Origin of the sequence: Collimonas rhizosphaerae (assembly GCF_038896935.1) — a bacterium.
GTDB lineage: Bacteria > Pseudomonadota > Gammaproteobacteria > Burkholderiales > Burkholderiaceae_D > Collimonas > Collimonas rhizosphaerae.
Map to the genome: position 1 here is coordinate 13,058 of NZ_JBANDC010000001.1, position 21,938 is coordinate 34,995.

Annotated in this window: 19 protein-coding genes; 17 read left to right on the forward strand and 2 right to left on the reverse strand. The window is 57.9% G+C overall.

Annotated elements, in window-relative coordinates:
• Nucleotides 1-7: 7 nt before the first annotated feature.
• From sctJ to sctC, 8 genes are all read left to right on the forward strand, one after another.
• Complete coding sequence (gene sctJ, locus V8G57_RS00095; protein WP_342827690.1) at nt 8-787, forward strand: type III secretion system inner membrane ring lipoprotein SctJ; 780 nt, start codon at nt 8-10, stop codon at nt 785-787.
• Nucleotides 784-1,506: a type III secretion protein HrpB4 gene (locus tag V8G57_RS00100; protein ID WP_342827691.1), complete on the forward strand. Its 723-nt coding sequence runs from the start codon at nt 784-786 to the stop codon at nt 1,504-1,506. The genes sctJ and V8G57_RS00100 overlap by 4 nt, the downstream gene beginning before the upstream one ends.
• Nucleotides 1,491-2,267 carry a type III secretion system stator protein SctL gene (gene sctL / locus V8G57_RS00105; protein ID WP_092399178.1) on the forward strand — a complete coding sequence of 259 codons (777 nt, stop codon included), beginning with the start codon at nt 1,491-1,493 and terminating at the stop codon, nt 2,265-2,267. Before V8G57_RS00100 ends, sctL begins: the two co-directional genes overlap by 16 nt.
• Nucleotides 2,264-3,586: a type III secretion system ATPase SctN gene (gene sctN / locus V8G57_RS00110; RefSeq protein ID WP_092399176.1), complete on the forward strand. Its 1,323-nt coding sequence runs from the start codon at nt 2,264-2,266 to the stop codon at nt 3,584-3,586. Before sctL ends, sctN begins: the two co-directional genes overlap by 4 nt.
• Nucleotides 3,587-3,595: 9 nt before the next feature.
• A complete protein-coding gene (locus tag V8G57_RS00115) occupies nt 3,596-4,081 on the forward strand; it encodes a hypothetical protein (RefSeq protein ID WP_342827692.1) in 486 nt (161 codons plus the stop codon).
• Nucleotides 4,082-4,144: 63 nt separating this feature from the next.
• The gene (sctT, locus tag V8G57_RS00120; protein ID WP_342827693.1) at nt 4,145-5,002 is read left to right on the forward strand and encodes a type III secretion system export apparatus subunit SctT; all 858 of its coding nucleotides are present in this window, start codon (nt 4,145-4,147) and stop codon (nt 5,000-5,002) included.
• Between the two features lie 143 nt (nt 5,003-5,145).
• A complete protein-coding gene (locus V8G57_RS00125) occupies nt 5,146-6,606 on the forward strand; it encodes a helix-turn-helix transcriptional regulator (protein WP_342827694.1) in 1,461 nt (486 codons plus the stop codon).
• 47 nt (nt 6,607-6,653) lie between these two features.
• A complete protein-coding gene (gene sctC / locus V8G57_RS00130; RefSeq protein ID WP_342827695.1) occupies nt 6,654-8,531 on the forward strand; it encodes a type III secretion system outer membrane ring subunit SctC in 1,878 nt (625 codons plus the stop codon).
• Between the two features lie 367 nt (nt 8,532-8,898).
• Here the strand turns inward: sctC and V8G57_RS00135 are convergent, their stop codons facing one another.
• Nucleotides 8,899-9,741: a hypothetical protein gene (locus tag V8G57_RS00135; protein ID WP_092399168.1), complete on the reverse strand. Its 843-nt coding sequence runs from the start codon at nt 9,739-9,741 to the stop codon at nt 8,899-8,901.
• A 538-nt stretch (nt 9,742-10,279) separates the two neighbouring features.
• Between V8G57_RS00135 and V8G57_RS00140 the strand changes: the two genes are divergently transcribed.
• The gene (locus tag V8G57_RS00140) at nt 10,280-11,116 is read left to right on the forward strand and encodes a hypothetical protein (RefSeq protein WP_342827696.1); all 837 of its coding nucleotides are present in this window, start codon (nt 10,280-10,282) and stop codon (nt 11,114-11,116) included.
• A gap of 319 nt (nt 11,117-11,435) precedes the next feature.
• Here V8G57_RS00140 and V8G57_RS00145 read toward each other — a convergent pair whose 3' ends face one another.
• Nucleotides 11,436-12,185: a GntR family transcriptional regulator gene (locus V8G57_RS00145; protein WP_092399210.1), complete on the reverse strand. Its 750-nt coding sequence runs from the start codon at nt 12,183-12,185 to the stop codon at nt 11,436-11,438.
• Nucleotides 12,186-12,285: 100 nt separating this feature from the next.
• On the opposite strand from V8G57_RS00145, the gene V8G57_RS00150 reads away from it, so the two are divergent.
• The 8 genes from V8G57_RS00150 to V8G57_RS00185 all read left to right on the forward strand — a co-directional run bounded on the left by V8G57_RS00150 (nt 12,286) and on the right by V8G57_RS00185 (nt 21,909).
• Nucleotides 12,286-13,467 carry an esterase-like activity of phytase family protein gene (locus V8G57_RS00150; RefSeq protein WP_342827697.1) on the forward strand — a complete coding sequence of 394 codons (1,182 nt, stop codon included), beginning with the start codon at nt 12,286-12,288 and terminating at the stop codon, nt 13,465-13,467.
• A gap of 423 nt (nt 13,468-13,890) precedes the next feature.
• Complete coding sequence (locus V8G57_RS00155) at nt 13,891-15,054, forward strand: nucleoside hydrolase (RefSeq protein WP_342827698.1); 1,164 nt, start codon at nt 13,891-13,893, stop codon at nt 15,052-15,054.
• The gene (locus V8G57_RS00160; protein ID WP_342827699.1) at nt 15,051-16,004 is read left to right on the forward strand and encodes a carbohydrate kinase family protein; all 954 of its coding nucleotides are present in this window, start codon (nt 15,051-15,053) and stop codon (nt 16,002-16,004) included. The genes V8G57_RS00155 and V8G57_RS00160 overlap by 4 nt, the downstream gene beginning before the upstream one ends.
• A 102-nt stretch (nt 16,005-16,106) precedes the next feature.
• On the forward strand, nt 16,107-16,763 hold the full coding sequence (locus V8G57_RS00165; protein ID WP_092399160.1) for a hypothetical protein: 657 nt from the start codon (nt 16,107-16,109) through the stop codon (nt 16,761-16,763).
• A 139-nt stretch (nt 16,764-16,902) separates the two neighbouring features.
• Complete coding sequence (locus tag V8G57_RS00170; protein ID WP_342828044.1) at nt 16,903-18,177, forward strand: NCS2 family permease; 1,275 nt, start codon at nt 16,903-16,905, stop codon at nt 18,175-18,177.
• 22 nt (nt 18,178-18,199) lie between these two features.
• Nucleotides 18,200-18,613: an ExbD/TolR family protein gene (locus V8G57_RS00175; RefSeq protein ID WP_342827700.1), complete on the forward strand. Its 414-nt coding sequence runs from the start codon at nt 18,200-18,202 to the stop codon at nt 18,611-18,613.
• A gap of 3 nt (nt 18,614-18,616) precedes the next feature.
• Nucleotides 18,617-19,324 (forward strand): energy transducer TonB, encoded by a 708-nt coding sequence (locus V8G57_RS00180; protein WP_342827701.1) that lies wholly within the window; start codon nt 18,617-18,619, stop codon nt 19,322-19,324.
• A gap of 80 nt (nt 19,325-19,404) precedes the next feature.
• A complete protein-coding gene (locus V8G57_RS00185) occupies nt 19,405-21,909 on the forward strand; it encodes a TonB-dependent receptor (RefSeq protein ID WP_342827702.1) in 2,505 nt (834 codons plus the stop codon).
• The last annotated feature ends 29 nt before the right edge of the window (nt 21,910-21,938 follow it).

Genomic DNA, 21,938 nt, shown 5'->3' on the forward strand with positions numbered 1-21,938 from the left:
GGGCCAGATGCCACACTTTCCATCGTTGGTCCGCAGGCTCCGCATCGCTCTGGTCGCTGTGCTTAGCGTCGTTCTCATCAGCGGTTGCAGCGAGCAGTTGTTTGCGCAATTATCCGAAGCCGACGCCAACGACATGCTGGCGGCGCTGCTCGACGCCGGCATTTCCGCATCCAAGCAGAAAGATGAAAGCGGCAAAAGCTGGTCGGTGAAAGCAGAAGAGCAAGATTTTGCGCGGGCCATCAATGTGCTGCGCTCGCACGGGATGCCGCATCAAAAGCATGAAAATCTCGGCGAAATGTTCAAGAAGGATGGTTTGATCTCCACCCCTACCGAAGAGCGGGTGCGTTTTATCTATGGGGTATCGCAGCAGCTGTCGGAGGTGCTTTCAAGGATCGACGGCGTCAGTTACGCCAGTGTCCAGATCGTCCTGCCGAATAACGATCCCTTGGCGAACGAAGTCAAGCCGTCGTCGGCAGCGGTGTTCGTCAAGTACTTGCCTGGAACGGATGTTGCCTCGCTGGTGCCGAGCATTAAGAACCTGGTGGTGCATGCGGTGGAAGGGCTGACCTACGACAACGTCAGCGTGACGATGGTTGCAGGCACCGACTTGCCGGCCGCGGGATCGGGGCGCCGCAATACCGGCGACGGCTGGCTGATCGGGGCCGGACTGCTGCTTGCGGGAATTCTGGCCGCAGCGCTGGTGCTTGCCGCCAGACGCTACGGCCTGCTGCGCAAGCTGGCGCCGGCAGGGCTGCGTGGCTTGGTTTCGCGGAGCAAGCCGTCTTGAACGCTCGCAATGTCAGTGGCGCCGACGGCGTCGGCGAGCCGAAGGAAAGCGAGCCAGCATCGCTTGCCCAGCTGCATGGTTGGGCCGCCAGATACGAAGCCAGGGTGCGCGAGGAGGCGGCGCGCCAGGCGCAACTTCATTGCCAGCGCTGGCGCCAGGCTTGCACGCCTGCCGCTGTCCAGATATGGCTCGCCGCTCGCCATGCCTGGCTGCCAGGCGCGGTGTCGATCGACCAGTTAAGCGTGAGTGTCAACCGGCTTGCTTTGCTGGATGCCGACGGTTTGCGCAAGGTCTTGTCGGCTCGTGCGCTGTACCGGTCACGCGCCAGCCTGCGCCGGGTGGTGGCCCGCAGCCAGTGCGAGCAGCTGCGCGCCGCGGTCGGCGAGCATGCGCTGGAACGCCTGCAGCAGGCGGATGCGGTTGTTGCCGGTTCCGGGGCGCCGCTGCCTGAGTCTTTTACCGCGATGTCGCTGGCGGCCGATGGCTGGCAACTGATCCAGTCCGAGGATGCCGGTCTGGCCCCGGCTTCGGCTGCGCTGGTGGCCTATGCGCTTGCGCTGGACGAGATTGCCGGCGCCGGCATGGCAGGTGTTCCAGGATCAAGCCGGGATAGACATTCGCCGATATCGTCCAGCCCAGTTTCCGGCGGCGACGAGTCGGCGTGTTTTTTTGCGAAATTAGGATCGTTCTTTCCGGAGATGCAATGGCTATTTGGCTAAGCTCGGAACAACCGTCCGTCGGACCCGACGTGGACGTGATACGCAACGCAGAATTTGCCAGCGTGGTGGCCCTCGATCAAGCGCATGGCGTACTTGAACGACGTTACTCCGGCCTGCTGGCTGACGCCGAAGCGACTGCCCAGGCTATCGTAGCCGAAGCCCGGAACCGAGCAGATGCGCTTGAAACGGCAGCGCAGCGCCGCTTCGACAATAGTGCGCGCCTGGGCTACGCGGCCGGCCGTCGGCGCGGGCTGGCAGAGGTGCATGACGCCATGCTGCGCCAGGCGGCTTCGCAGCGTCAGTTGCTCTGTGCCGCCCGCGAGCGGATCGCGCAGATTGTTACGCGTAGCGTCGAACGCGTGCTCGGCACCGCCGATCCCAAGGCGCTGTTCGCGCAGGTCGCGGGGACCGTCGACCGGCTCCTGGACGACTCATCGTTTTTGACTGTACGGGTTGCTCCCGAAGACCTGGACGCTGCACGAGACGCCTTCGGCGCGGCCTGCAGCGCCAACCAATGGGGCGTCAATCCGCAAGTCGTGGCACGCGCCGACCTGCTGCCGGGAAGCTGCGTCTGCGAGTGGGACTACGGCGTGATCGACGGCAGCCTTTCATTGCATGTCGAAGCGCTGCGGCGCGCTGTTGCCGGTTTGGTTACCGGCCTGGTTGCCGAGCCGCAGCCACAGCCACAGCTCCAGCAATTCCACGAAGACAATCCGCTGGACCAGGACGACGCGCTGGCCGAATATGAAAGCACGGAATGATGGACGGATTCGATAGCTTCCTCGACACGCTGGACGCCACGCTCGATGCGACGCCCATGCTCAAGCAGCACGGCAAGGTGGTCGAAGTCATAGGAACTTTGCTGAAAGTGGGCGGCCTGGACGCTACGCTAGGTGAATTATGCGAGCTGCGCGAAGCTGACGGACGCTTGGTGCAGCGCGCCGAGGTGGTCGGCTTCACCCGCCAATTCGCACTGCTGGCGCCGTTCGGCAGCGTAGTCGGCTTATCGCGTTCAACCCGGGTGGTAGGACAGGGCCGGCCCTTGTCCGTGCCGGTAGGCCCGGCGCTCATGGGCCGCGTGCTCGATGGCCTGGGTGAGCCGCTGGACCAGCTGGGAGCAATCGAAACCAAAGAGTTCCGCTCAGTCATCGCGGCGGCTCCGGATCCGCTCACCCGCCGCATGATAGAAGAGCCGCTTGACACCGGCGTGCGCGTCATCGACGGCTTGATGACGATTGGAGAAGGTCAGCGGGTCGGCATCTTCGCTCCGGCCGGCGTCGGCAAGAGCACGCTGCTCGGCATGCTGGCCCGCGGTGCAGCCTGCGACGTGAATGTGGTGGTGTTGATCGGTGAACGCGGCCGCGAAGTGCGCGAGTTCATTGAACTGATTCTTGGCAAGGAAGGCATGGCCAAGAGCGTGGTGGTCTGCGCGACTTCTGATCGCTCATCGATCGAGCGCGCCAAGGCTGCCTACGTGGGCACTGCGATTGCCGAGTATTTTCGCGACCAAGGCATGCGTGTGCTGCTGATGATGGATTCGCTGACGCGCTTTGCGCGAGCCCAGCGTGAAATCGGCTTGTCGGCTGGCGAACCGCCGACACGGCGCGGCTTTCCGCCCTCCATTTTTGCCGAGCTGCCACGCTTGCTGGAACGCGCCGGCATGGGCAGCGTAGGCTCGATCACGGCGTTTTATACGGTGCTTGCCGAGGACGAAGAAGGGAACGATCCCGTCAGCGAAGAAGTACGCGGCATCCTTGACGGCCACATCGTCCTGTCGCGCGCTATCGCGGCGCGCAATCACTATCCTGCAATCGACGTTCTCAACAGCTTGAGCCGGGTGATGACGCTGGTAGCGAGCAGTGCGCATTGCAGCGGCGCCGGCCGGGTGCGCAAGCTGATGGCGAAATTCAACGAGATCGAGCTGCTGCTGCAGATCGGCGAGTATCAGCAGGGGACCGATCCGCTGGCCGACGAGGCTATCTCGCATCACGACGCAATCGAGCAATTCTTGATCCAGGGCACGGACGAAGAGGCGCCGGGAGCGCATACCCACGCGATCATTTCGCAGTTCTCCAACTGATGGCGCGCGATGAGCGTTGATGCTGCAAAAATATGGCGGGCAATTGTTGCCGCGCAGACGCGCCGCCAGCAGCGCGCAAAGGATGAACTCGAAGCCGCCCGGCAAGACATGCTGGCGGCCGAGGAGGCGCATGCCGCAGCGGTTGCTGAAACAGAGCAGGCTAGCGAACGCCGCCGGATTCACGAAGATGGCTTGAGAGAGCTGCTCTCCGCAAGCTTGTCGGCGGCACTGTATTTAAGCCATGACGCCTGGCGCAGCCATTTGCGCGGGGAGATCCAGGCCCTGCAAGTGCGCGAGCGCCAGGCAGCCGATGCGCTCGAAAAACAGGAGCGCAAAGTCGCGGGGTTGCGCAGCAAGCTGGCTCGCATAGATGCCGCGCTCGACAAGTGCCGGCACAAGCTGAAACAGATTGAAGACGAATCGCGCCGCCGCCGCGAGGAAAACGCTGACGAGGAAGCCATTGAAACGCTGCTGGCGCGGCGTGCCTTAAGGTGAACTGCGTCATTTCCGCGTTCGCCGCAACGACGAAACTCTTGGCACCACCTAAGGCAGATAACAATGAATGAATTAACGGTTCTGAGCAATACGCTGCTGTCCTTGTACACGGCGTATCACAATTTGATCGTCATGATGCTGCTCGCCGGCATGCGCATCATGATTGTATTTCTGGTATTCCCGCCTGCCAGCGATCAGGCGATTCCCGGCATAGCCCGCAACGGCGTCATCTATTTGCTCACCTATTTTGTGACAGCGGGACAGAATCCTGAAGCCTTTGAAAATTTGAATAGTGCGACGTTGCTGGTCCTGACGGCAAAGGAGGCTTTTCTTGGACTGGCGTTCGGCTATTCCGCTGCCACGGCGTTTTGGATCGCGCAGAGCGTTGGCACGCTGATCGACGATCTTGCCGGGTTCAATAACGTACAGATGAGCAACCCGCTGCGCGGCGATCAAAGCACGCCTGTATCGACCGTGCTGATGCAACTAGTGGTCACCTTGTTTTACGTTGGCGGCGGCATGATCTTTGTGCTTGGGGCTCTGTTCGAATCTTTCAAATGGTGGCCGGTGGAGCAGCTTATGCCATCGCTCTCAAGCACTGCCGAGGCATTCCTGATTCAACGCACGGATTCTGTCTGGATCGGCATCGCCAAACTGGGTACGCCAATCATGCTGGTGCTGGTATTGATCGAAATAGGCATAGGCTTGATTTCCCGCGCGGCGGACAAACTTGAGCCGAACTCGCTGAGCCAGCCGCTGCGCGGCGCGGTAGGCCTGGTGATGGTAATCGCGCTGGCATCGGTGTTCGCGGGACAGGTCGTGAACGATATTAAATTCCTGGGTTTCGGCCGGGCGCTCAGCGCCGGCATGGTCGCTAATCCGCAAGATAAATCGACGCCGGAAAATGCATTGAAAAAGTGAAGATTGTTGTGGAATCAGATGTTGTTTGTTGAAATTTGCGGAGTTGCTTTCGCCTATGATGAACTTGTCGCTGGTGTCATTCATTCGGCAACCGGCAACGGATCGTCTGATTTTTTTTGACAACCTACACTGGAGTAACGTTCATGTTTTCCACCGTCTATTTTGCGCTGACTTCGGCGCTTTCCCTGCAAGATCAACTTCCCGCCTATTCAACCGCATTGCTCGACAGCGCTTTCGATCGGGCCTATTGCCAGGTCGACGACGTGCTTGAATGCAGCCGCCGCGACCTGACGGCAGACGATATTTCCCGCTTGATTGCGCTAGGCGATTCGTCGCTGCTGCTTGGCCATGACGAGGATGCCGAAGAGGCATATCGTCGCGCGCAAAAACTGCTCGGGGCCAATGGCGACCGGCTGCGCATCATGTCTTGCCGGAATACCGGCTGGCAGCTGATGCTGCGCGATCGTTACAGCGCTAGCGCCAAATGTTTTACGCGCATGTGCAACGACGAGGCTGCCACTGCCAGCGATGTGCTGGAAGGTTTGCTGGGGATCGCACTGGTCCAGCATCAGATCGGACACCAGACTGCCGCCGACGACGCGCTGTTGCGTGCCGCAGAACTGGCCGATGAACATCGTCAGGCTGGCTGGCGTTTATTGGTAGCGCTGCTGGCAAGAGAGTTCGACGTGCAGTTGCAGATACGCGGCGCCGCGACCCTGGGCGATCATGCGTTCTGGACTTCGGCGCGCAGCGCCAGCATGCAGTCAGCCGGCGAACGCACTGCGCGCATGCACCATGTGCATGAAGAGACTGCTGTCATGTCGCCAATGCCGTTGTTGCTGGTGCAGCGCCGGGAATATCTTAATTTGCTGGATCGCCTGGTGCAAGGCGACGCCAGCGCGGCGGACCGGCTTTTTTTCGCGATTGACGAGCCGCAGCGCTTCGGCGGCGCCGGCCAGGGTTTCCTTGCCAAGCTCGACGTCATACTCGCGGCGCTGGCGGGTGGACTCGACGACATTGCGGATCGTGTCCTGGTCAAGATCAATCGATCTGAAGGAGAAGCAGGCACGCGGCGCTGGAATGTCGAGTATCTGTATGCCTCGTCGAAAGTTGCAGTGCGGCGCGGCAATCCAGCCCAGGCGCTCCAGTTTTACTCGAAATATGCAAGCGAGGCGTTGCGATGCCTGCGGCTGGAGGTGGTCGAGGTGCGGCCGCTCGACAGGGCACACGGCGGGGCGCACAGCGGGACGGCGGCTAGCGACGATGTTTCGGCTCGCCTGCCGGCAAAATACCGGCGCGCATATCGCTATATCGTCGATAACCTGAACCGGGCAAATCTGAGCACGCGCGAGGTTGCCGCGCATGTCGACGTCACCGAGCGCGCCTTGCAGCTGGCGTTCAAGAGATCGATCGGCGTATCGCCCAGCAACGTGATTCGCAGTCTGCGGCTGGATGGCGTCCGCAATGATCTGCTTGACGGCGACTGGGCCGGCGCGTCGATCTTCGATACCGCCAGCCGATGGGGCGTCAGCAGCCGGTCCGCGCTGGCCAAGGGCTATCGCCGGCAATTCAACGAGTCTCCATCCGAAACCATCTACGGCTGAACCCCGAGGCGGTTCTTTCGGGCCGCCCATCTCTCTCATACCTATTCATGAAAAACACTCCTCTGATGTGCGGGCTAGCGCACAGCGCGGTTTCGTATCTGCGCAGATTGCGCAGCGCGCTGTATCAACAAATATCCTGGGTATTGCCGGTGATTCTATGCATGGCGGGAGCCAGTGCCGGCGCTCAGCCGCTGGTCTGGAAAAGCCAGAGATTCCAGTATGTGGCTGACCATAAAGACCTGAAGGATGTCTTGCGCGACTTTGGCGCCAGCGAAAATATCATGACCTCGATTTCCTCTCACGTAGACGGTTCCGTGTCGGGTCGTTTCGACAGTTCTCCAGAGCAGTTCCTGGACAAGATGGCCAATACATTCGGCTTCATCTGGTATTACGACGGTGCGGTGCTCAGTATTGCCGGCGCCAACGAGGCCCGTAACGCAACCATCAGTCTCAAGCACAGCAATGTGGCGGAACTGCGGCGCGTGCTGGGAAGCCTTGGCATAGCGGATCGGCGTTTTCCCATTCGCTATGACGGCGAGACAGGATTGGTGATCGCGTCCGGGCCGCCGCGATACGTAGAACTGGTGTCCGATGTCGCCCGTTTGATTGATCAAACTTCGGCGCCGAGCGATAAAATTGTTGTGCAGCGTTTTCCTCTGAACTATGCCTGGGCAACGGACCGCACCGTCACAATCGACGGCCAGGGCGTGACGGTGCGCGGTGTCGCTTCGCTGCTGCGCGGCCTGTATGCGGCGAATGGCGGCGGTCAGGGAGCAGTTGGCGACGCCGCTCCGGCGCCGCGCGATACTTACCGCATGAAGAGCCTGCGCAGCACCGGCAACAACAGCGGCAATGGGCTTCCGTCCACCGCTAGCGCGCGGCCGCCGCTGCCGACCTTGCCCGGGCTCTCCATGGCGGATAATGCGCGCCAGCCTGCCGCAGATGTTCCGCCGCTTCCCGTCGGCGCCGTGGCTGGCCGTACAGACGGCAATACTGCCGAACCAGCCGCGGCGTCAGCCGGACCGGTGATCGAAGCCGATCCTCGCAGCAATGCGATTTTCGTGCGCGACCGGGCCGAAAACATGCCGGCTTTTCAAGCGCTGATCGAATCGCTGGACCAGCGCCCCGGCGTGCTCGAAATAGATGCGACCATCATCGAGATCACCGACAATGCGCTGAAAGAACTGGGCGTCGATTGGCGGCTGCATTCCGGCCACATGGATGTGCAGACCGGGAACGGCGCCCTGGCCCAGACCGGCAACCCCGACTCCCTCAATCCGCAGGGTTTCGGCAACCCGGCGAATCAAACCAGCACCGGGCCGATACTCTCCACGCCGGCCGGCGGCGTCCTGACGGCGGTGATCGGCGGCGCCGGGCGTTATTTGCTGGGACGGGTCAGCGCACTCCAGCAAAGCGATCAGGCGCGCGTCACTGCCAGTCCCAAAGTCGAGACGCTGGACAACGTCGAAGCAATCATGGACAACAAGCAAACCTTCTATGTACCGGTGTCCGGCTACCAGTCTGCGGACCTGTATAGCGTGTCGGCCGGCGTATCGCTCAGGGTATTGCCGATGATCGTTCCTACTTCAAGCACTGAGCAGATCCATCTTAATGTGCACATCGAGGATGGCCAGCTGAGCACGCAACAGGTTGGAACCTTGCCGATTGTCAGCAACAGCACCATAGACACGCAGGCGTTGATCAACAACGGCGAGAGTTTGCTGATTGCCGGTTACTCCGTCGACCAGGATGACCATGCAGAAACTGCTGTGCCAGGTTTGTCGAAAATCCCATTGATCGGCGGCCTGTTCCGTTTCAAGCACCACCAGGGCCAGCGTTTCCAACGGCTGTTCCTGTTGACGCCGCGGATCATTGCCGTGTCAGGTCCGTCCGCGGCGAACGTTTCGACCAGTTCAGTCCGCTAGTGTCCTGGGTGTTAACTTATTGAGAGTTTCATCATTCACGACATAGCCACGGCAAGAGTCATCTGGGGTCAGAGTCAACTTTCGCAGTGCTTCATCGCGAAACTTGACTCTGACCCCACATGACGGATTCGGAGAAAGAAAGAGCGCATAACGCAGTTTTGGTCTTTATAACGATGAGGCATGTACTTCGTGGCCCGCTAAGTGGGGTCAGAGTGAAGTTTCTGCAAAAACCGCGCAGAAAGTTCACTCTGACCCCAGTTAGCTCAGTCCGCAAAAAAAAACATCCTTCGTGCTTTCGCAGGAAGGATGCTTGGGCTTATTCGAGGCAATCTTGACGCAGCGTTGCCTGCATCAAATCAATTGCCGATTATGCGAATGCGTGCTTCTGATGCGAGGAGCGTTCGTTGTCGGCGTTTTTATGATTGCGGCTGACATCGGGTGCCAATAACAGAAACGGCAAGACATTCGAAGCCGCTTCTGCAGTTTTTGGATTCGACGCCAGTTTTGTTTCAGCGTAATCTTCAACCTTGGAAACCACTTCGCTTTTGGCGAATTTTTCGGCGCCCTTCACCATCTCGCCTACATTACCGTGCATTGCGCCGGCCACCAGGTCGTCGATCTTGGCGTTGCCAATATGAGCGGCGACCATCACCTGGCTCGCCATGTCTACCGCTAAACCTTCCGGCGTCAGGTCGGCCGCCACGGTTACCACATCTTCGCCTACTTTCATCACGTCGCCCATTGCCGCCTTCAGATCACCATGGGCCAGATCTTTCAGCATCTGAAGCGAGCCGGTGGCGATGCCGACTGTGGAATCGGCGAGAGTCTTGATCGTCGAGTCAACGCCTTTCTCGACATCGTCAGTAATTGTCTTGAGTTCTTTTTCAGCGCCGCTGACGAATTTGTCGAGTCCTTTGGATATATGCAAATCGCCCAGCATGCTCATTGCCATTTTGGCTTGCGACGTGGCCAGATCGGTGCCGGTCTTGACTACGTCATCCGTCACTTTCAGAAAGTCCTGCAAGCCTTCCTTGAAATGCCCCTCCATCAGCGCTTCTGTCATCTTCATCGTATCTTGCAAGATGTGCTCAACGTCTTTTTCCATCGTTTTGACGACGCCTTCGACGTCGTGGATGGCGGCCTTGGCTACATGTTCGATGTCATGCCCGACCTTCTCAAAGGCGTGTTTGATTTTTGAAAAAATGCTCATGATGTTTCCCCATTAGATTGATTACCGGAATGCGAGGCATTGCCCTGCATTTAACGACGCGATTGAATGATTTCCTGTCTTTTTTTCAAAGCGGCACTTACCTCCTTGGCTAGAAATTGAATAAATTGCGGTGATGTGTGCCGCCATGGCGTTGAACAGCTGCTGCTTCGCGTGTTTCATCTCTGTCATTCTGGCGACGACGCATATCCGACAATAAGTAGCACATGCGGCAGTCGAAAATTCCGTCGCACGCCCGTGTGTTTCGGTGCACAGGTTAGGGGATTTGGGGTTGCGGAGCAGTCGGTAACCGCGAAGTTTGGGCCATGCATCCGAAGCGGCATTTACTCCGGATGTAGCGCGATGACGGCATCATGCTGTTCAGGCTGGGGTTTCTGTTTGCCGTTGTGAAAAATCATGCTCGATAGTGAAGCGCCGGGTTGCGCGTTGCATCACTTCGGAAACTGGTGCCAAGTTTCGCTGCGGCAGCACGCGTGGCTGGGTGCAACTGTCAAGCTGCGAGCCATAACCTCAACTTCTTATGACGTTTGCTATGTTCTTACATTTTTCATCGCGCCACCGTTCCTCAGCAGACACGGCAACGACTGCCCCGATCGCGGCAATCGTTGCCGTGACAGCCGCCGAGGCAACGATCGCTGCACTGTTCAACCCGGGCGACGCCATTGCACGGCTCGGCAGCGTGCGCGAGATGACCGCTCTGTTGCAGGTGCGGCTCGAGAAATTGTCCAGCGCAGGTGTCGCCGAGGATCTTGCACCGCATCTGCACCTGGAGCTTGTCGCGCGCAAGTTGAATCTGCTTTTCGGCAGCAATTGTGCGGCGGCGCTGGGGGCTCTCCACAGCCTGATCATGGCGCGCAGGCCATTAGCCGCTACGGGAGATGCTTTTCACCTGGCGCGTGTGCTGGCAGGCAGCGTCACCGGCGCGGCAGCGCTAAGTGCGTTGCTTGAGGGGGCTGTCCGGGATGCCAGGCCAGGCTCATCCGGTATGCGAAGCGAGGCCGAAAAGCAAGCGCTGCGCGCCGCCAACTATCTGATCGCAGTCGCTCCGCTCGATATGCTGGTGCCGCGCAATATCGGGGAGACTGCCGAACTCGCGCAACGCATGCTGCCTGCGCATGAACGCAGTGAAATTGCTGAACCATTGCCGGCTGGTGCATACCGGGCAACCATTCCGGCCAAAGCGCTGCTCGCTGCGGTGGAGTTGGCGCGTAATCCTGGCGCTGCACTGTTGCCGCACTTGAAACTGGCCTATTTCGCGTGGTGCAACGGCTTTCATGAGGAGGGCCCGGGTACGCCGCTGGATAGCGCGAAAGAGCATTTTTTTGCGTTGTCGGGTCATACCCGGCTGGCAAGCTAGGCAGAGATCTGTGGCATAGCGCAGAAAGAGTCATCTGGGGTCAGAGTCAACTTTCGCAGCGCTTCATCGCGAAACTTGACTCTGACCTCACATGACGGGTTCGGAGAAAGACAGGGCGCACCAGGCGGTTTTGTTCTTTGTTAACGATGAGGCAACTACTCCGTGGCCCGCTAAGTGGGGTCAGAGTGAAGTTTCTGCAAAAGGCGCGCAGAAAGTTCACTCTGACCCCACTTAGCTGCGTTTGTCAGGCGCGACCGGGCAAGGGCGTTATCATGCTGTACAAAAGACGGTCAGGAATGTTTTACAGGCAAGCGAAAAATCAATCGCCGCTGCGTTTTGCGATGCGTGTTTTATAGCGATAGCTCGATAAATATTTCATCAAGCAATATTCAATAGGTTCCCGGCGATCCGACAAGGTGACTCTTTCGCAAATAAGCAATGGATCCGCTTTTTGAATGCCCAATAAACGCGCATCTTCCTGTTCGGCGGCGCCGGCACTGAGATTTTCGACCGCCTCGGCAGGAGTAAAGCCGAATTTTTCAGTCAACAGCTTGTATAAGGAGCCGGCTCGCTCGATCTGGGAGAGTGTCAATTTTGCTCCCGGCGGCAATACGAAATAGGCGTCGTGCAAACCAACCGGAACATTGTCCATCAGGCGGATCCGATGCACGCGGATCAAGGGATCGCCCGGCCTCACGTTCAGCAGGCCTGCAATCGCCATCGATGCAGCAACCGGCTCGACGTTCAGGACGCGCTGGCCTGGGACGCTGCCCCGGTTACTTGCATCTTGCGAAAAGCTGTCAATAAAGCGCGTGGTTCCGCGCACGATGGCCGGTGCCACAAAAGTGCCGCGGCCGTGTCCGCTATAAATTATGCCGCGCTCCTCCATATAGCGCACCGCTTTGCGGACGGTATCGCGACTCACCTCGTAGCGCTCCGCCAGTTCGCGCTCGGAAGGCAATGCCTGGTTGTCAGCGAGCAGGCCTTGGCTGATGGTGGTGCCGATAATATTGGCAAGCCATTTGTAGCGGGGCAGGGTTAGCGCTGTTGTATCGTCAATTTTCATCATATCATCCCATGGTATGATGGTACGTACCAATTGTCAACAATCGAAATTTCCTTTAAGCTGCCGGACATCTTCTCCTCCTCACATTCGGATTGCCATATTCATGCTGATCAAAAATATATCATCAAGCGCGTGCCTGTCCTTGGTGTTGCTTTGCGCAGCCTGTGCCAGCATCGATGGCGATCACCTGCAGCAGGCGTCTGCCGGCCGCAGTGTTGCCAGTCTGCGCTTCATTGGCGAGCAGCGCATCCCCTTGGACTATCCATTCAGGGGAAGCATTGTCGGCGGTTTGTCCGGAATTGACTATGATCCGCGAACGAATAGCTGGGTAATGGAAAGCGATGACCGTTCGGAAGTCAATCCGGCGCGCTTTTATAGCGCCAGCCTGGACTATGATAGCGAGGGCTTTCATGCCGTCAACCTGACCGGCGTTACCTATTTCAGGCAGGCCGACGGCAGCCTCTATCCCGGCGTGGCTGATTTTTCCCGGCGCGGCGGGGGGCTTGGCGGCGAGGTGCCGGACATCGAGTCGATCCGTTTCGATCCGCAAGACAGCAGCATCTGGTATTCCAGTGAAGGCTATCGCAAGCTGGGGATGGGACCTTTTGTCAAGCAGGCAAGCAGCGACGGAGCTTATCTGGCGTCGCTGCCGCTGGCGCCGATGTTTCGGATCGCGACGGATCAAGAACTCGGGCCGCGCGACAACCTCTCTTTTGAAGGATTGAGTTTTTCGCCGGACGGCAGCTACCTGTGGGTCGGAATGGAAGCACCCTTGTACCAGGATGGTCCGCTGGCCAGCGTACAGGCTGGTGCGGTAGCGCGAATCACCAAATACACGCGCGGCGGCAAGCTGCTTGGACAATATGCTTATCCGGTCGATGCCATTCCTTTTGCCCCGGCCGGTAAATATGCCGACAACGGCGTATCCGAAATTCTGGCAATCAACGACCACCAATTGCTCATGCTGGAGCGCGCGGGCATTCAAAATAGCGAAGGCGTATTCAAATTCTATATTCGCATCTATGAAATGGATGTCAGCGAGGCAAGCGATATCAGCCGGATTGCGTCATTGCAAGGCGCAGCCTATCGGCCTGCAAAAAAGCATTTGATCTTGAATTTGAATGAAAGCAATCTTCCGTATGTAGATAATCTGGAAGGTATCGCATGGGGACCGCCGCTGGCCAACGGTCACAATAGCCTGGTGCTGGTTTCGGACAATAACTTCAACGCGACGCAGGTAACGCAGTTGCTTGCGTTTGAAGTGATACCGAAGCAGGCGCGCTGACAATTCCTTGCCGCGCCTGTCTGGCGCGGGTGCTGTAGTTTTACCCTCTTCTTCATATCCTTTCCAGGAAAATACGGCTGTGCAAGTCCACAAGTAAGTAAGCACAGCCGCAGCATTTTCCAGGTTCGACCCTCTCTTTCCTCCTGCTCTATCTTTTTCATAACGATGCCCGGCAATGGTGCGGTCATGATCGTCCATGCACAAATATTGTCACAAAACACCATGTGTGCTGACAATGGTTCGTACCAGTCATGATAATGTCATATTTGTCTTGTATGCTTTACCCGTGCCTATGATGTTCATATATATCGCTCTATTGGATTATTTAATATTTATTAGAGTAAGTGGTTCGTACCATCTTGGCATGGATATTGCTGATGTTGCTGATATGCGCCATGTGTCCATGCGTCGAAAAGTCGGCCTGTGCTTGCATCGGTGATCAACATTGAAAGTCTGGAAATGAAAACAACTTTAGATCGGGTATTGCTCTGGCTGATGGCGCCGCTTGCGATGGCGATATTGGCGTTGCCCGCGAACGCCGATGCTGGCAGGCGCAAGCTGATTATCAGCCAGGACGCGTATGGGCCTGGCGGCAGCAATATGCAATCGATACTGATGCTATTGCAGGCGCCAGACGTCGATGTGCTAGGCATCGTGGTCGGCAGCGGTGATGGCTGGCGCGACGAAAACATCCAGCACACATTGCGTTTATTGGAGATTGCCGGTCGTCCCGAGGTTCCGGTGCATGCCGGGACGGTATTTCCGTTGCTGAACAGTGCCGAGAAAACGCAGCGCTGGGAAAGCCTGTACGGGGAATTGTCATATAAGGGCGCATGGTCGAAACCTATCGACAAAAAACGTCATGCCGATCCTTATGTGGTTCCCGCACTGCCTGAAGGAATGGCTGCGATAAAGCCGGCGGCGGAAACCGGCGTCGATTTCATGATTCGCAAGGTGCATGAATTCCCGGGACAGGTGACGATTTGGGCGGCTGGTCCGCTAACCGACCTGGCCGTGGCGGCTCGCCTTGATTCCTCATTCTCCTCGCTCGCCAAGGAACTGGTTTTCATGGGAGGGAGTTTCCGCCCGGTCCCCGCGGCCAATGCATTCGCTGACGAATATCGGCATAACACCCGGCTTGAATTCAATCTGCGCTGGGATCCCGAAGCTGCCTCGATAGTGCTGCATGAGCCGTGGAAAAAGGTGCTGCAGGTTCCCGTTGATCCGACCACTGCAACAATGTTCCGGCCCGAGCTGCTGGCTCGGATTGCGAACGGAAAGACTCACTTCGCAAGCTATATCGGACAGTATGGGCAGCCGTTTCCAATGTGGGATGAATTGGCGGCGATGGTGTGGATCGACCCCGGCATCGTGAAAGCAAGCTCGACCATGCTGGTCGACGTCGATACCAGTTTTACCGCCGGTTATGGCAACACCCTGAGCTGGGCCTTGGGAAAAGGTCCGCGACTCGGCGAACGGCCGGTACTGGTGATTCAAGAAATCGATGTGCCGCGTTTCGAACAATTGACTGTCGATCTCCTGACTCGCCCCCAAACCGTGAATAGCGAAAGAGCGCAAGCGCAATGATCCATATCCTGAGAAACAACGATGCGCGCCGATTTGGGCTGCTGGCATTTGGCGATCCCAACCTGGATACGGTTATCGCGGTCGACACAGTGCCAAGAGCGGATCAGAAATGCCTTGGGCGGCGGCTCGAATCATTTGCCGGCGGCACCGTCGCCAATGTTGCGTGCGCCGCCAGCCGCCTGCGCATACCCGCAGCAAGCTACGGCCGGACAGGCGACGATGCGGCAGGCGAGTTCTTGCGGTCGGAATTTCAGCGCGCCGGCGTATCGACGGCCTATCTGCGCAACATGCCCGGAAAAGTTTCGGCCAATGCACTGATCATGCTGGATAAATGCGGCGAAAAGGCGGTGGTGTATGAACCGATGCCTGGCCCGGTACTGGATCCGAAAACCATATCGCAAGCTCTGGTCGACAGCCGCGTGGTGCATGCGATGCCCTACGATCTCGAGGAATTTTTTGAACTGAGCAAACTGGCGCATGGCACAGGCACGGCGGTTTCGATTGACATTGAAGCGGCGATGGTGAATGGGCCGGCTCGTCTCGACGCGCTGCTGGCCTTGTCCGACCTGGTGTTCATGAACGAGCAGAGTTTCTCGGACATCGTGAAAAAGCCCCTCACGGCCGCCAACGTTCGCACGCTGCTTGAGCGCGGCCCGGAGGTGATCGTGGTGACGCGCGGGGCCGCCGGCGCCATAGCGGTCAGTCGTCAGCAGACGGTCGAGCAATCCGCCTTTCGAGCGCAGGTCGTCGATACCACCGGCGCCGGCGATTGCTTCAACGGCGCGTTTATCGCAGCGCTGCTGGAGGGCCGCTCGCTGATGCAGGCGACGCGCTTTGCCTGCGCCGCTGCATGCATCTCGGTGACGGCAGTCGGGGCACGCTCCGGCCTGCCCGATCGCGAGGCGGTGTCAGCGTTGCTGGCCGCCGCTGATCAATCGTTCGATTATTGATATGGCTAATTCTCTTGCCTTATTCAACTCAATTAATTAACTCAGTTATTCAACCTAATTACTCAACCTAATTATTCAACTTAACCCACTAACGGAATTTTCATGACGCCTATAAAAAAATCTCCAGCTTTCATTACTTTCACAGGAGTGGATTGCGTCGACCTGATACCTGGCATGCAAGCGCTTGCCGCACGTTATCCGGTCGAATGGGGAGTCTTGTTTGATGAAACACGCGAAGGTCAGCCAAGATTTCCGGCCGGCGATGTGCGGCAAGCTATCCGCTGTTCCGGTTTGCGCCTGTCGGCGCACGTATGTGGCCCGGCCGCGCGCGCGATCGTGGCGGGGCAATCGCCGGAACTCGATCTGGCAGGTTTTGCGCGGATTCAGATCAACCATGGTTTCCTCGGCAGCAGCGATATCGAAATACAGAACAGCCATACCTACGCCGCGCGTTACGGCATGCGTGCGGCGCTGCAGTGCCAGGGCGACTTCCCGTCGGATACGCGCGTGGATTGGCTGTACGACCTGTCCTTCGGCACCGGCGTTCAGCCAAAAATATGGCCGCCGCTGGACGCCGACCATCCGCTGTGCGGATATTCGGGCGGTTTTTCCTCCACCAACATTGCCGCGCTGCTGGATGCCTTCCCGGTAGCGTCGCAAGTTGCGTACTGGATCGACATGGAGTCTGGCGTGCGTACCGGCGATCAATTCGATCTTGAAAAGTGCACGGCGATTTGCCGGCAAGTCTTTGACCGATAAGCCGAGCCATCAGCCGAGTTGTTAGTCAACCTGTAAGCCATACATCAATCCTCACCCGTGCGAGAAACCTTTGAAAATTCACCGGCTCCTTGATCGTTTTTTTCACCTGCATAGTCGCGGTACGACTGTCGGCCGTGAAATGATCGCCGGCATGACGACCTTTGCCGCGATGAGTTACATCGTTGTCGTCAATCCGATGATTTTATCCTCGACAGGCATGGATAAGCAGGGCTTGCTGCTGGCCACCGTCGTCTCGGCGGTGGCCGGCACCCTGATCATGGCCCTGTGGGCGAATTTGCCGATTGCGCTCGCGCCCGGCATGGGCACCAACATCGTGTTCGCTCAGATACTGGTGGGGCAGATGGGCGTATCGTGGCAGACCGGGCTGACCATGGTGTTTTTGAATGCCGTCATCTTCCTGGTGCTATCGCTGACGCGCTGGCGCGAACGCATCATCGCGGCGTTTCCAGAGCCGATAAAACTTGGCATGCAATGTTCTATCGGCGCCTTTGTCGCATATCTGGGACTGAAAAGCGCCGGCCTGGTGGTGGCGGTTCCCGGTTCTATCGCAGGGTTCGGGAATCTCGGCGACCCTGCTGCTTTGCTGGCGTTGGGCGGCATCGTGGCAACGCCGCTGCTGGCTGGACGGCGGGTTCCGGGCGCGCTGCTGATATCGATTATCGCCATCACGATAGCCGGCTCGTTCATACACGGCGCCGACGGCAAAGTGCTCACGGTGTGGCCAGACCATATGGTCGCCATGCCGGCATTCAAGACAGACCTGATTGGCGCGTTCGATTTCCACGAATTCCTGTCGAAGTTCCATTTGCTCTTGCCGGTCACGCTTTATTTCCTGCTGTCGGAATTTTTTGCCGGCACCGCAACCCTGTTTGGGGTAACCAGGCGCGCCAACTTGTTGACGGCATCCGGCAATCTCCCGGACGCGCGGGCGGCGTTTGCATCGGATGCGCTGGCCAGCGTGGTCGGCGCGGCGGTCGGCACCTCCACTGTCACCGCCTATGTCGAATCGGTCGCCGGCGTCGAGTCGGGCGGGCGCACCGGCTTGATGGGAGTGACGGTAGCGGTCCTGTTTGCACTGAGCATATTTTTAGCGCCGTTGATCACGATTGTTCCGGTGCAAGCCACGGCCCCGGTACTCGTGCTGGTCGGATTGCTGATGATGGAGGGATTCCGCGAAATCGATCTCTCGCGTCTCGAAGCCAGCCTGCCGCCGCTATTGATGACGCTGGTCACTGTTTTAACCACCGACCTGATGGCAGGCATGGCATTCGGCTGTTTTGCGTACACGCTGGTCGCCGCCGCACTACGTCGGCCGCAAAAGGTGACGCTGGCCGTGCTGGCGCTGGACGCCGTGTTGGTGCTGTACCTGGTTTTACGACATTCAATTAATTAAATAAATAAAGAGAGTTGCCGCTATGCGTAAATGGGAAGAGCCTGAAAACCGCAAGGCCCGCATCGAGATCATCCCAATGATCGACGTCATGATGTTCCTGCTGGTTTTTTTCGTGCTGTTGAGCTTAAACGTGATTCCGGCCTTGGGCGTGAAGACAGCGTTGCCGTCGTCATCCACCGCCGAGGATCTGCAGACCCAGAATCTGGCCCGCATCACCCTGACCGCATCCGCCGAAATGCAGCTGGAAGGGCAGGCGGTTACTGCCGAAATCCTGGTTTCACGCCTGAAATTGCTCGAGGCGAAAGAACCAAAAAAGAAGCTGGTGCTGCTCGTCAATGCCGATCAAAAGGTAGAGTTTCAGCATGTCATAGACCTGATGGATACCCTCAAGGGCAAGGGTTTTGAAGCGATCTCATTTGTGACAAAACGGAAGTAAGCCATGTCCATGTTTTATGTCAACAGGAATATGATCGCAGCCTTGCCATCGGCCTCGCTGCTGGTCTTTCTGCTGTTCGGGATGATCAGCACCGTGCGTCCGCTTAAACCGAAATACGACGAGCCGATCAAGCTGGAGCTGGTCGAAATGCCAGCACCGGTACCGGCGCCGGTATCGCCGAAAACGGAAGCAAGGCTGGAAGCGGCGGCGCCGCAACGGCCGCAGCCACCCCTGCCGCCGCAGCCGCCAAAGCAAGTCCAGCCGGAACCAGCGCATGCCCTGCAGCCGCCAACGCCAGCGAGTCCGATAGCGACGCCTGCGCCAGCGCTGCAAGCGCCAGCGGCGGCAGCCGAGCCGGCCTCGCCTTTGAAGCCGCCTGAGCCGGCGCCGGTTGTTGCCGCCAAGCCGAACGCCGATGGCGAATACATCGCACGGATCCGAAGCTACCTGAATTCGATAAAACGTTATCCGAGCGGTCGTGAAGCGAGCCAGCTGCGGCCCGAAGGCACGGTGAAGATCTGGTTCGTGTTACGGCGCGACGGATCTCTGGTGGATTGCGGCATTGAACAATCATCGAACTCGACATTGCTCGACGAAGCAGCACGCAAGACTGTCAGCCGGGCGTCGTTTCCCGGCTTTCCGGAGCAGTTCACGGCAGATCAAGAGACACATCGCTTTAGCGTGGACTTGCAGTTCAGGCCGGCTAATTGACGATGCAAATTCAAGCATGCAAATGTGATGCATGACCGAAATATCAACGCAGTCTATCGAACGCAATCAAGGGGAATTAAATGAAATTCAAAATCAACCGGCTGGCGCTGATCGTGTCTGGCCTTTTCTTGAGCAACATGCCGGCGGTCCAGGCCGCCGACACCACCGATCTGGGACAAATCAATGTGCAGGGCCTTCCCGGCGGCACCAGCACTGGCTTGATACAGCAAGAGGAATCACCGAAAGCGCGCAGTTCGGTGACAGCGGCTGCGATTGAAAAAAAGACGCCGACCTCGACCGCATTTCAGATGATCGAAGCCCTGCCGGGTGTGTCGACCTTCGACCAGGATGGCACCGGCCTGTTCGGCGGCACATTGCGGGTGCGCGGATTCAACAGCAACCAGATGGGCCTGACGCTGGATGGCGTGCCGTTGAACGATTCGCTCAACTATACGATCAACATCCAGGAATTTGCCGATCCGGAAAACACCTGCGAAGTTTTCCTGACTCAAGGCAGCACCGACATTGACGCGCCGCATGTCGGCGCCAGCGGTGGAAATATCGGCATTTCAACCTGCGATCCGAAAGACAAGCTTGGCGGCAAGGTTGCCTATGCTGTGGGCAGCAATAGCTATCACAAGGAGTTTGTCCGTTTCGATTCCGGACGCTTCATGAACGATCGCGCCAAATTCTTTGTTTCGCTGTCGCAAGCCGGCGCCGATAAATTCAAGGGCGACGGCAAGGCCGACCGCGAGCATCTTGACGCCAAGGCCGTGTTTAATTTCGACGGCGGCAGCTTTTCGAAGCTCACAGGTCTCTACAACAAGATGAACAACGCGAACTATCGTACCGTCAGCAAAAACGATATTGCCAACGGCGGTTACGACCTCGATTTCGGCACGCGTGCGCCGGTACACCAGCCTGCGGTGGCCGGAACCGCCCAAAACGACACGACCTATGCGCCGAATGCGGGTATCTTCGGTGCATCCGGCGCGCAGTACGCCGGTTTCAATAACAACCCGTTCGAGAATTACCAGGTAGCTTTGCAGAATCACTGGCAAATTTCTCCCAGGGCGAGCATCGATGTGAATCCTTATTACAGTTACGGCTACGGCACTGGCGGCAACCAGTTGACCACCGTGACGGAGTCCAAGGCAAGCACCGCATTGCATGGCGGCATCCGCGACGCCAATGGCGATGGTGACACCCGCGACACGGTTGCGATGTATGGCAGCAATATCAGCGAAACCAACCGCTGGGGCATTACCGCCAAGGCCAACTACCAGGCCGGCATCCACAATGTGAGCGGCGGCATCTGGTTTGACAGGGGTACTTCCAAGCAGTACAGCCCGGTGGTAGCGATTGGCAACAATGGCAACTCCGCCGACTACTGGCTCAGGAACAGTTCCGCTTATTTGCAATATCAGGACGGCACGCCATATAACGCCGCAAGAAACTGGAAGACCAATGTCGATGCGCATACCTTGTTCCTTCAGGATAGCTTCGGCCTGCTCAACGATAAATTGAATGTATTGCTAGGCTTGAAACGTCAGACCGTGGCGCGCGACTTCAACAACTATGCCAGCGGTTCGGGCGTCAATGCCAATGGCGTGAACTACAGCGAGCATCAGGATTTCTCGGACAACCTGGCTAACCTCGGCCTGCGCTATCAGTTCACGGATAAGCAATCGGCGTTTTTTAATGCCGGCCAGAACGCTCGCGCGCCCGAAAACAGTGCGAACACGGGATTGGCTCAATTGACAGGCAAAAACTATTCAACCTCGATCGTCAACGGCGTCATGGTGGCCAAAGATGGCGCGGGCAATGTCATTCCGGTCAACATTTTGGCGGTCAACGTTAAACCTGAAAAGTCCAACAACTTTGATTTAGGCTATCGCTTCGCCGGGGAGCAACTGACATTCTCCGGTTCCGCGTTCTATGTTGATTTTAAAGACCGTCTTTCCAGCCAATACGATCCGACGACCAATCTGACCACCCAATTCAACGTCGGAAAATCCAGAACCGTCGGTCTTGAACTGGAAGCAGGTTACAAGGTAAACAGCCAATGGAACGTATACAGTTCGCTGACGCGCACGGAGTCGACGATGCTGGAAGACAGGGTCTTCGCCAAAACCACCAACGGCGGTTCGGCCGCATTGCCGACCTCGGGAAAACAAATGCCGGACACGCCGAAATGGCTGGCGTCGCTCTCCCTGCAGTACACCTACGGGTCGTTTTATTCGTCGATCCAGGGGCGCTATGTCGGCGCCCGCTATACCTCGCTGGTCAATGACGATCAGGTCGGCGGCTATACCTTATACGATGTCGGCGCCGGCTATCGCTTCGCACCAACTGCTTTCATGAAGACGCCGACGATTCGCCTGACGGTATCGAATCTGTTCAGCAAGCAATATCTGAGCATGACCGGCACCAGCGGCTCGTCGTTTACAAGCAACGTGAATCCGGTAGTGACAGCGCAAGGCACCGTCGCCGGGAATATATCAGCATCCGGCAACGCGACTTCACCGTCGTTTTATGTCGGCGCGCCACGCACCTTGCAAATATCTTTAAGCACGGACTTTTAATCCAGGAATGCAATCTTGCTTCAACCAGG

What these genes read in the sequence shown, in the direction of transcription:
- V8G57_RS00115 (WP_342827692.1), top strand. Translation starts at nt 3,596, where the DNA reads ATGAGCGTTGATGCTGCAAAAATATGGCGGGCAATTGTTGCCGCGCAG.
- V8G57_RS00145 (WP_092399210.1), bottom strand. Translation starts at nt 12,185, where the DNA reads ATGATGAAAATTGACGATACAACAGCGCTAACCCTGCCCCGCTACAAA.
- V8G57_RS00180 (WP_342827701.1), top strand. Translation starts at nt 18,617, where the DNA reads ATGTCCATGTTTTATGTCAACAGGAATATGATCGCAGCCTTGCCATCG.
- V8G57_RS00135 (WP_092399168.1), bottom strand. Translation starts at nt 9,741, where the DNA reads ATGAGCATTTTTTCAAAAATCAAACACGCCTTTGAGAAGGTCGGGCAT.
- sctJ (WP_342827690.1), top strand. Translation starts at nt 8, where the DNA reads ATGCCACACTTTCCATCGTTGGTCCGCAGGCTCCGCATCGCTCTGGTC.
- V8G57_RS00170 (WP_342828044.1), top strand. Translation starts at nt 16,903, where the DNA reads ATGATCGCCGGCATGACGACCTTTGCCGCGATGAGTTACATCGTTGTC.
- V8G57_RS00165 (WP_092399160.1), top strand. Translation starts at nt 16,107, where the DNA reads ATGACGCCTATAAAAAAATCTCCAGCTTTCATTACTTTCACAGGAGTG.
- sctN (WP_092399176.1), top strand. Translation starts at nt 2,264, where the DNA reads ATGATGGACGGATTCGATAGCTTCCTCGACACGCTGGACGCCACGCTC.
- V8G57_RS00175 (WP_342827700.1), top strand. Translation starts at nt 18,200, where the DNA reads ATGCGTAAATGGGAAGAGCCTGAAAACCGCAAGGCCCGCATCGAGATC.
- V8G57_RS00140 (WP_342827696.1), top strand. Translation starts at nt 10,280, where the DNA reads ATGACGTTTGCTATGTTCTTACATTTTTCATCGCGCCACCGTTCCTCA.
- V8G57_RS00160 (WP_342827699.1), top strand. Translation starts at nt 15,051, where the DNA reads ATGATCCATATCCTGAGAAACAACGATGCGCGCCGATTTGGGCTGCTG.
- sctL (WP_092399178.1), top strand. Translation starts at nt 1,491, where the DNA reads ATGGCTATTTGGCTAAGCTCGGAACAACCGTCCGTCGGACCCGACGTG.
- sctT (WP_342827693.1), top strand. Translation starts at nt 4,145, where the DNA reads ATGAATGAATTAACGGTTCTGAGCAATACGCTGCTGTCCTTGTACACG.
- V8G57_RS00185 (WP_342827702.1), top strand. Translation starts at nt 19,405, where the DNA reads ATGAAATTCAAAATCAACCGGCTGGCGCTGATCGTGTCTGGCCTTTTC.
- V8G57_RS00125 (WP_342827694.1), top strand. Translation starts at nt 5,146, where the DNA reads ATGTTTTCCACCGTCTATTTTGCGCTGACTTCGGCGCTTTCCCTGCAA.
- sctC (WP_342827695.1), top strand. Translation starts at nt 6,654, where the DNA reads ATGAAAAACACTCCTCTGATGTGCGGGCTAGCGCACAGCGCGGTTTCG.
- V8G57_RS00150 (WP_342827697.1), top strand. Translation starts at nt 12,286, where the DNA reads ATGCTGATCAAAAATATATCATCAAGCGCGTGCCTGTCCTTGGTGTTG.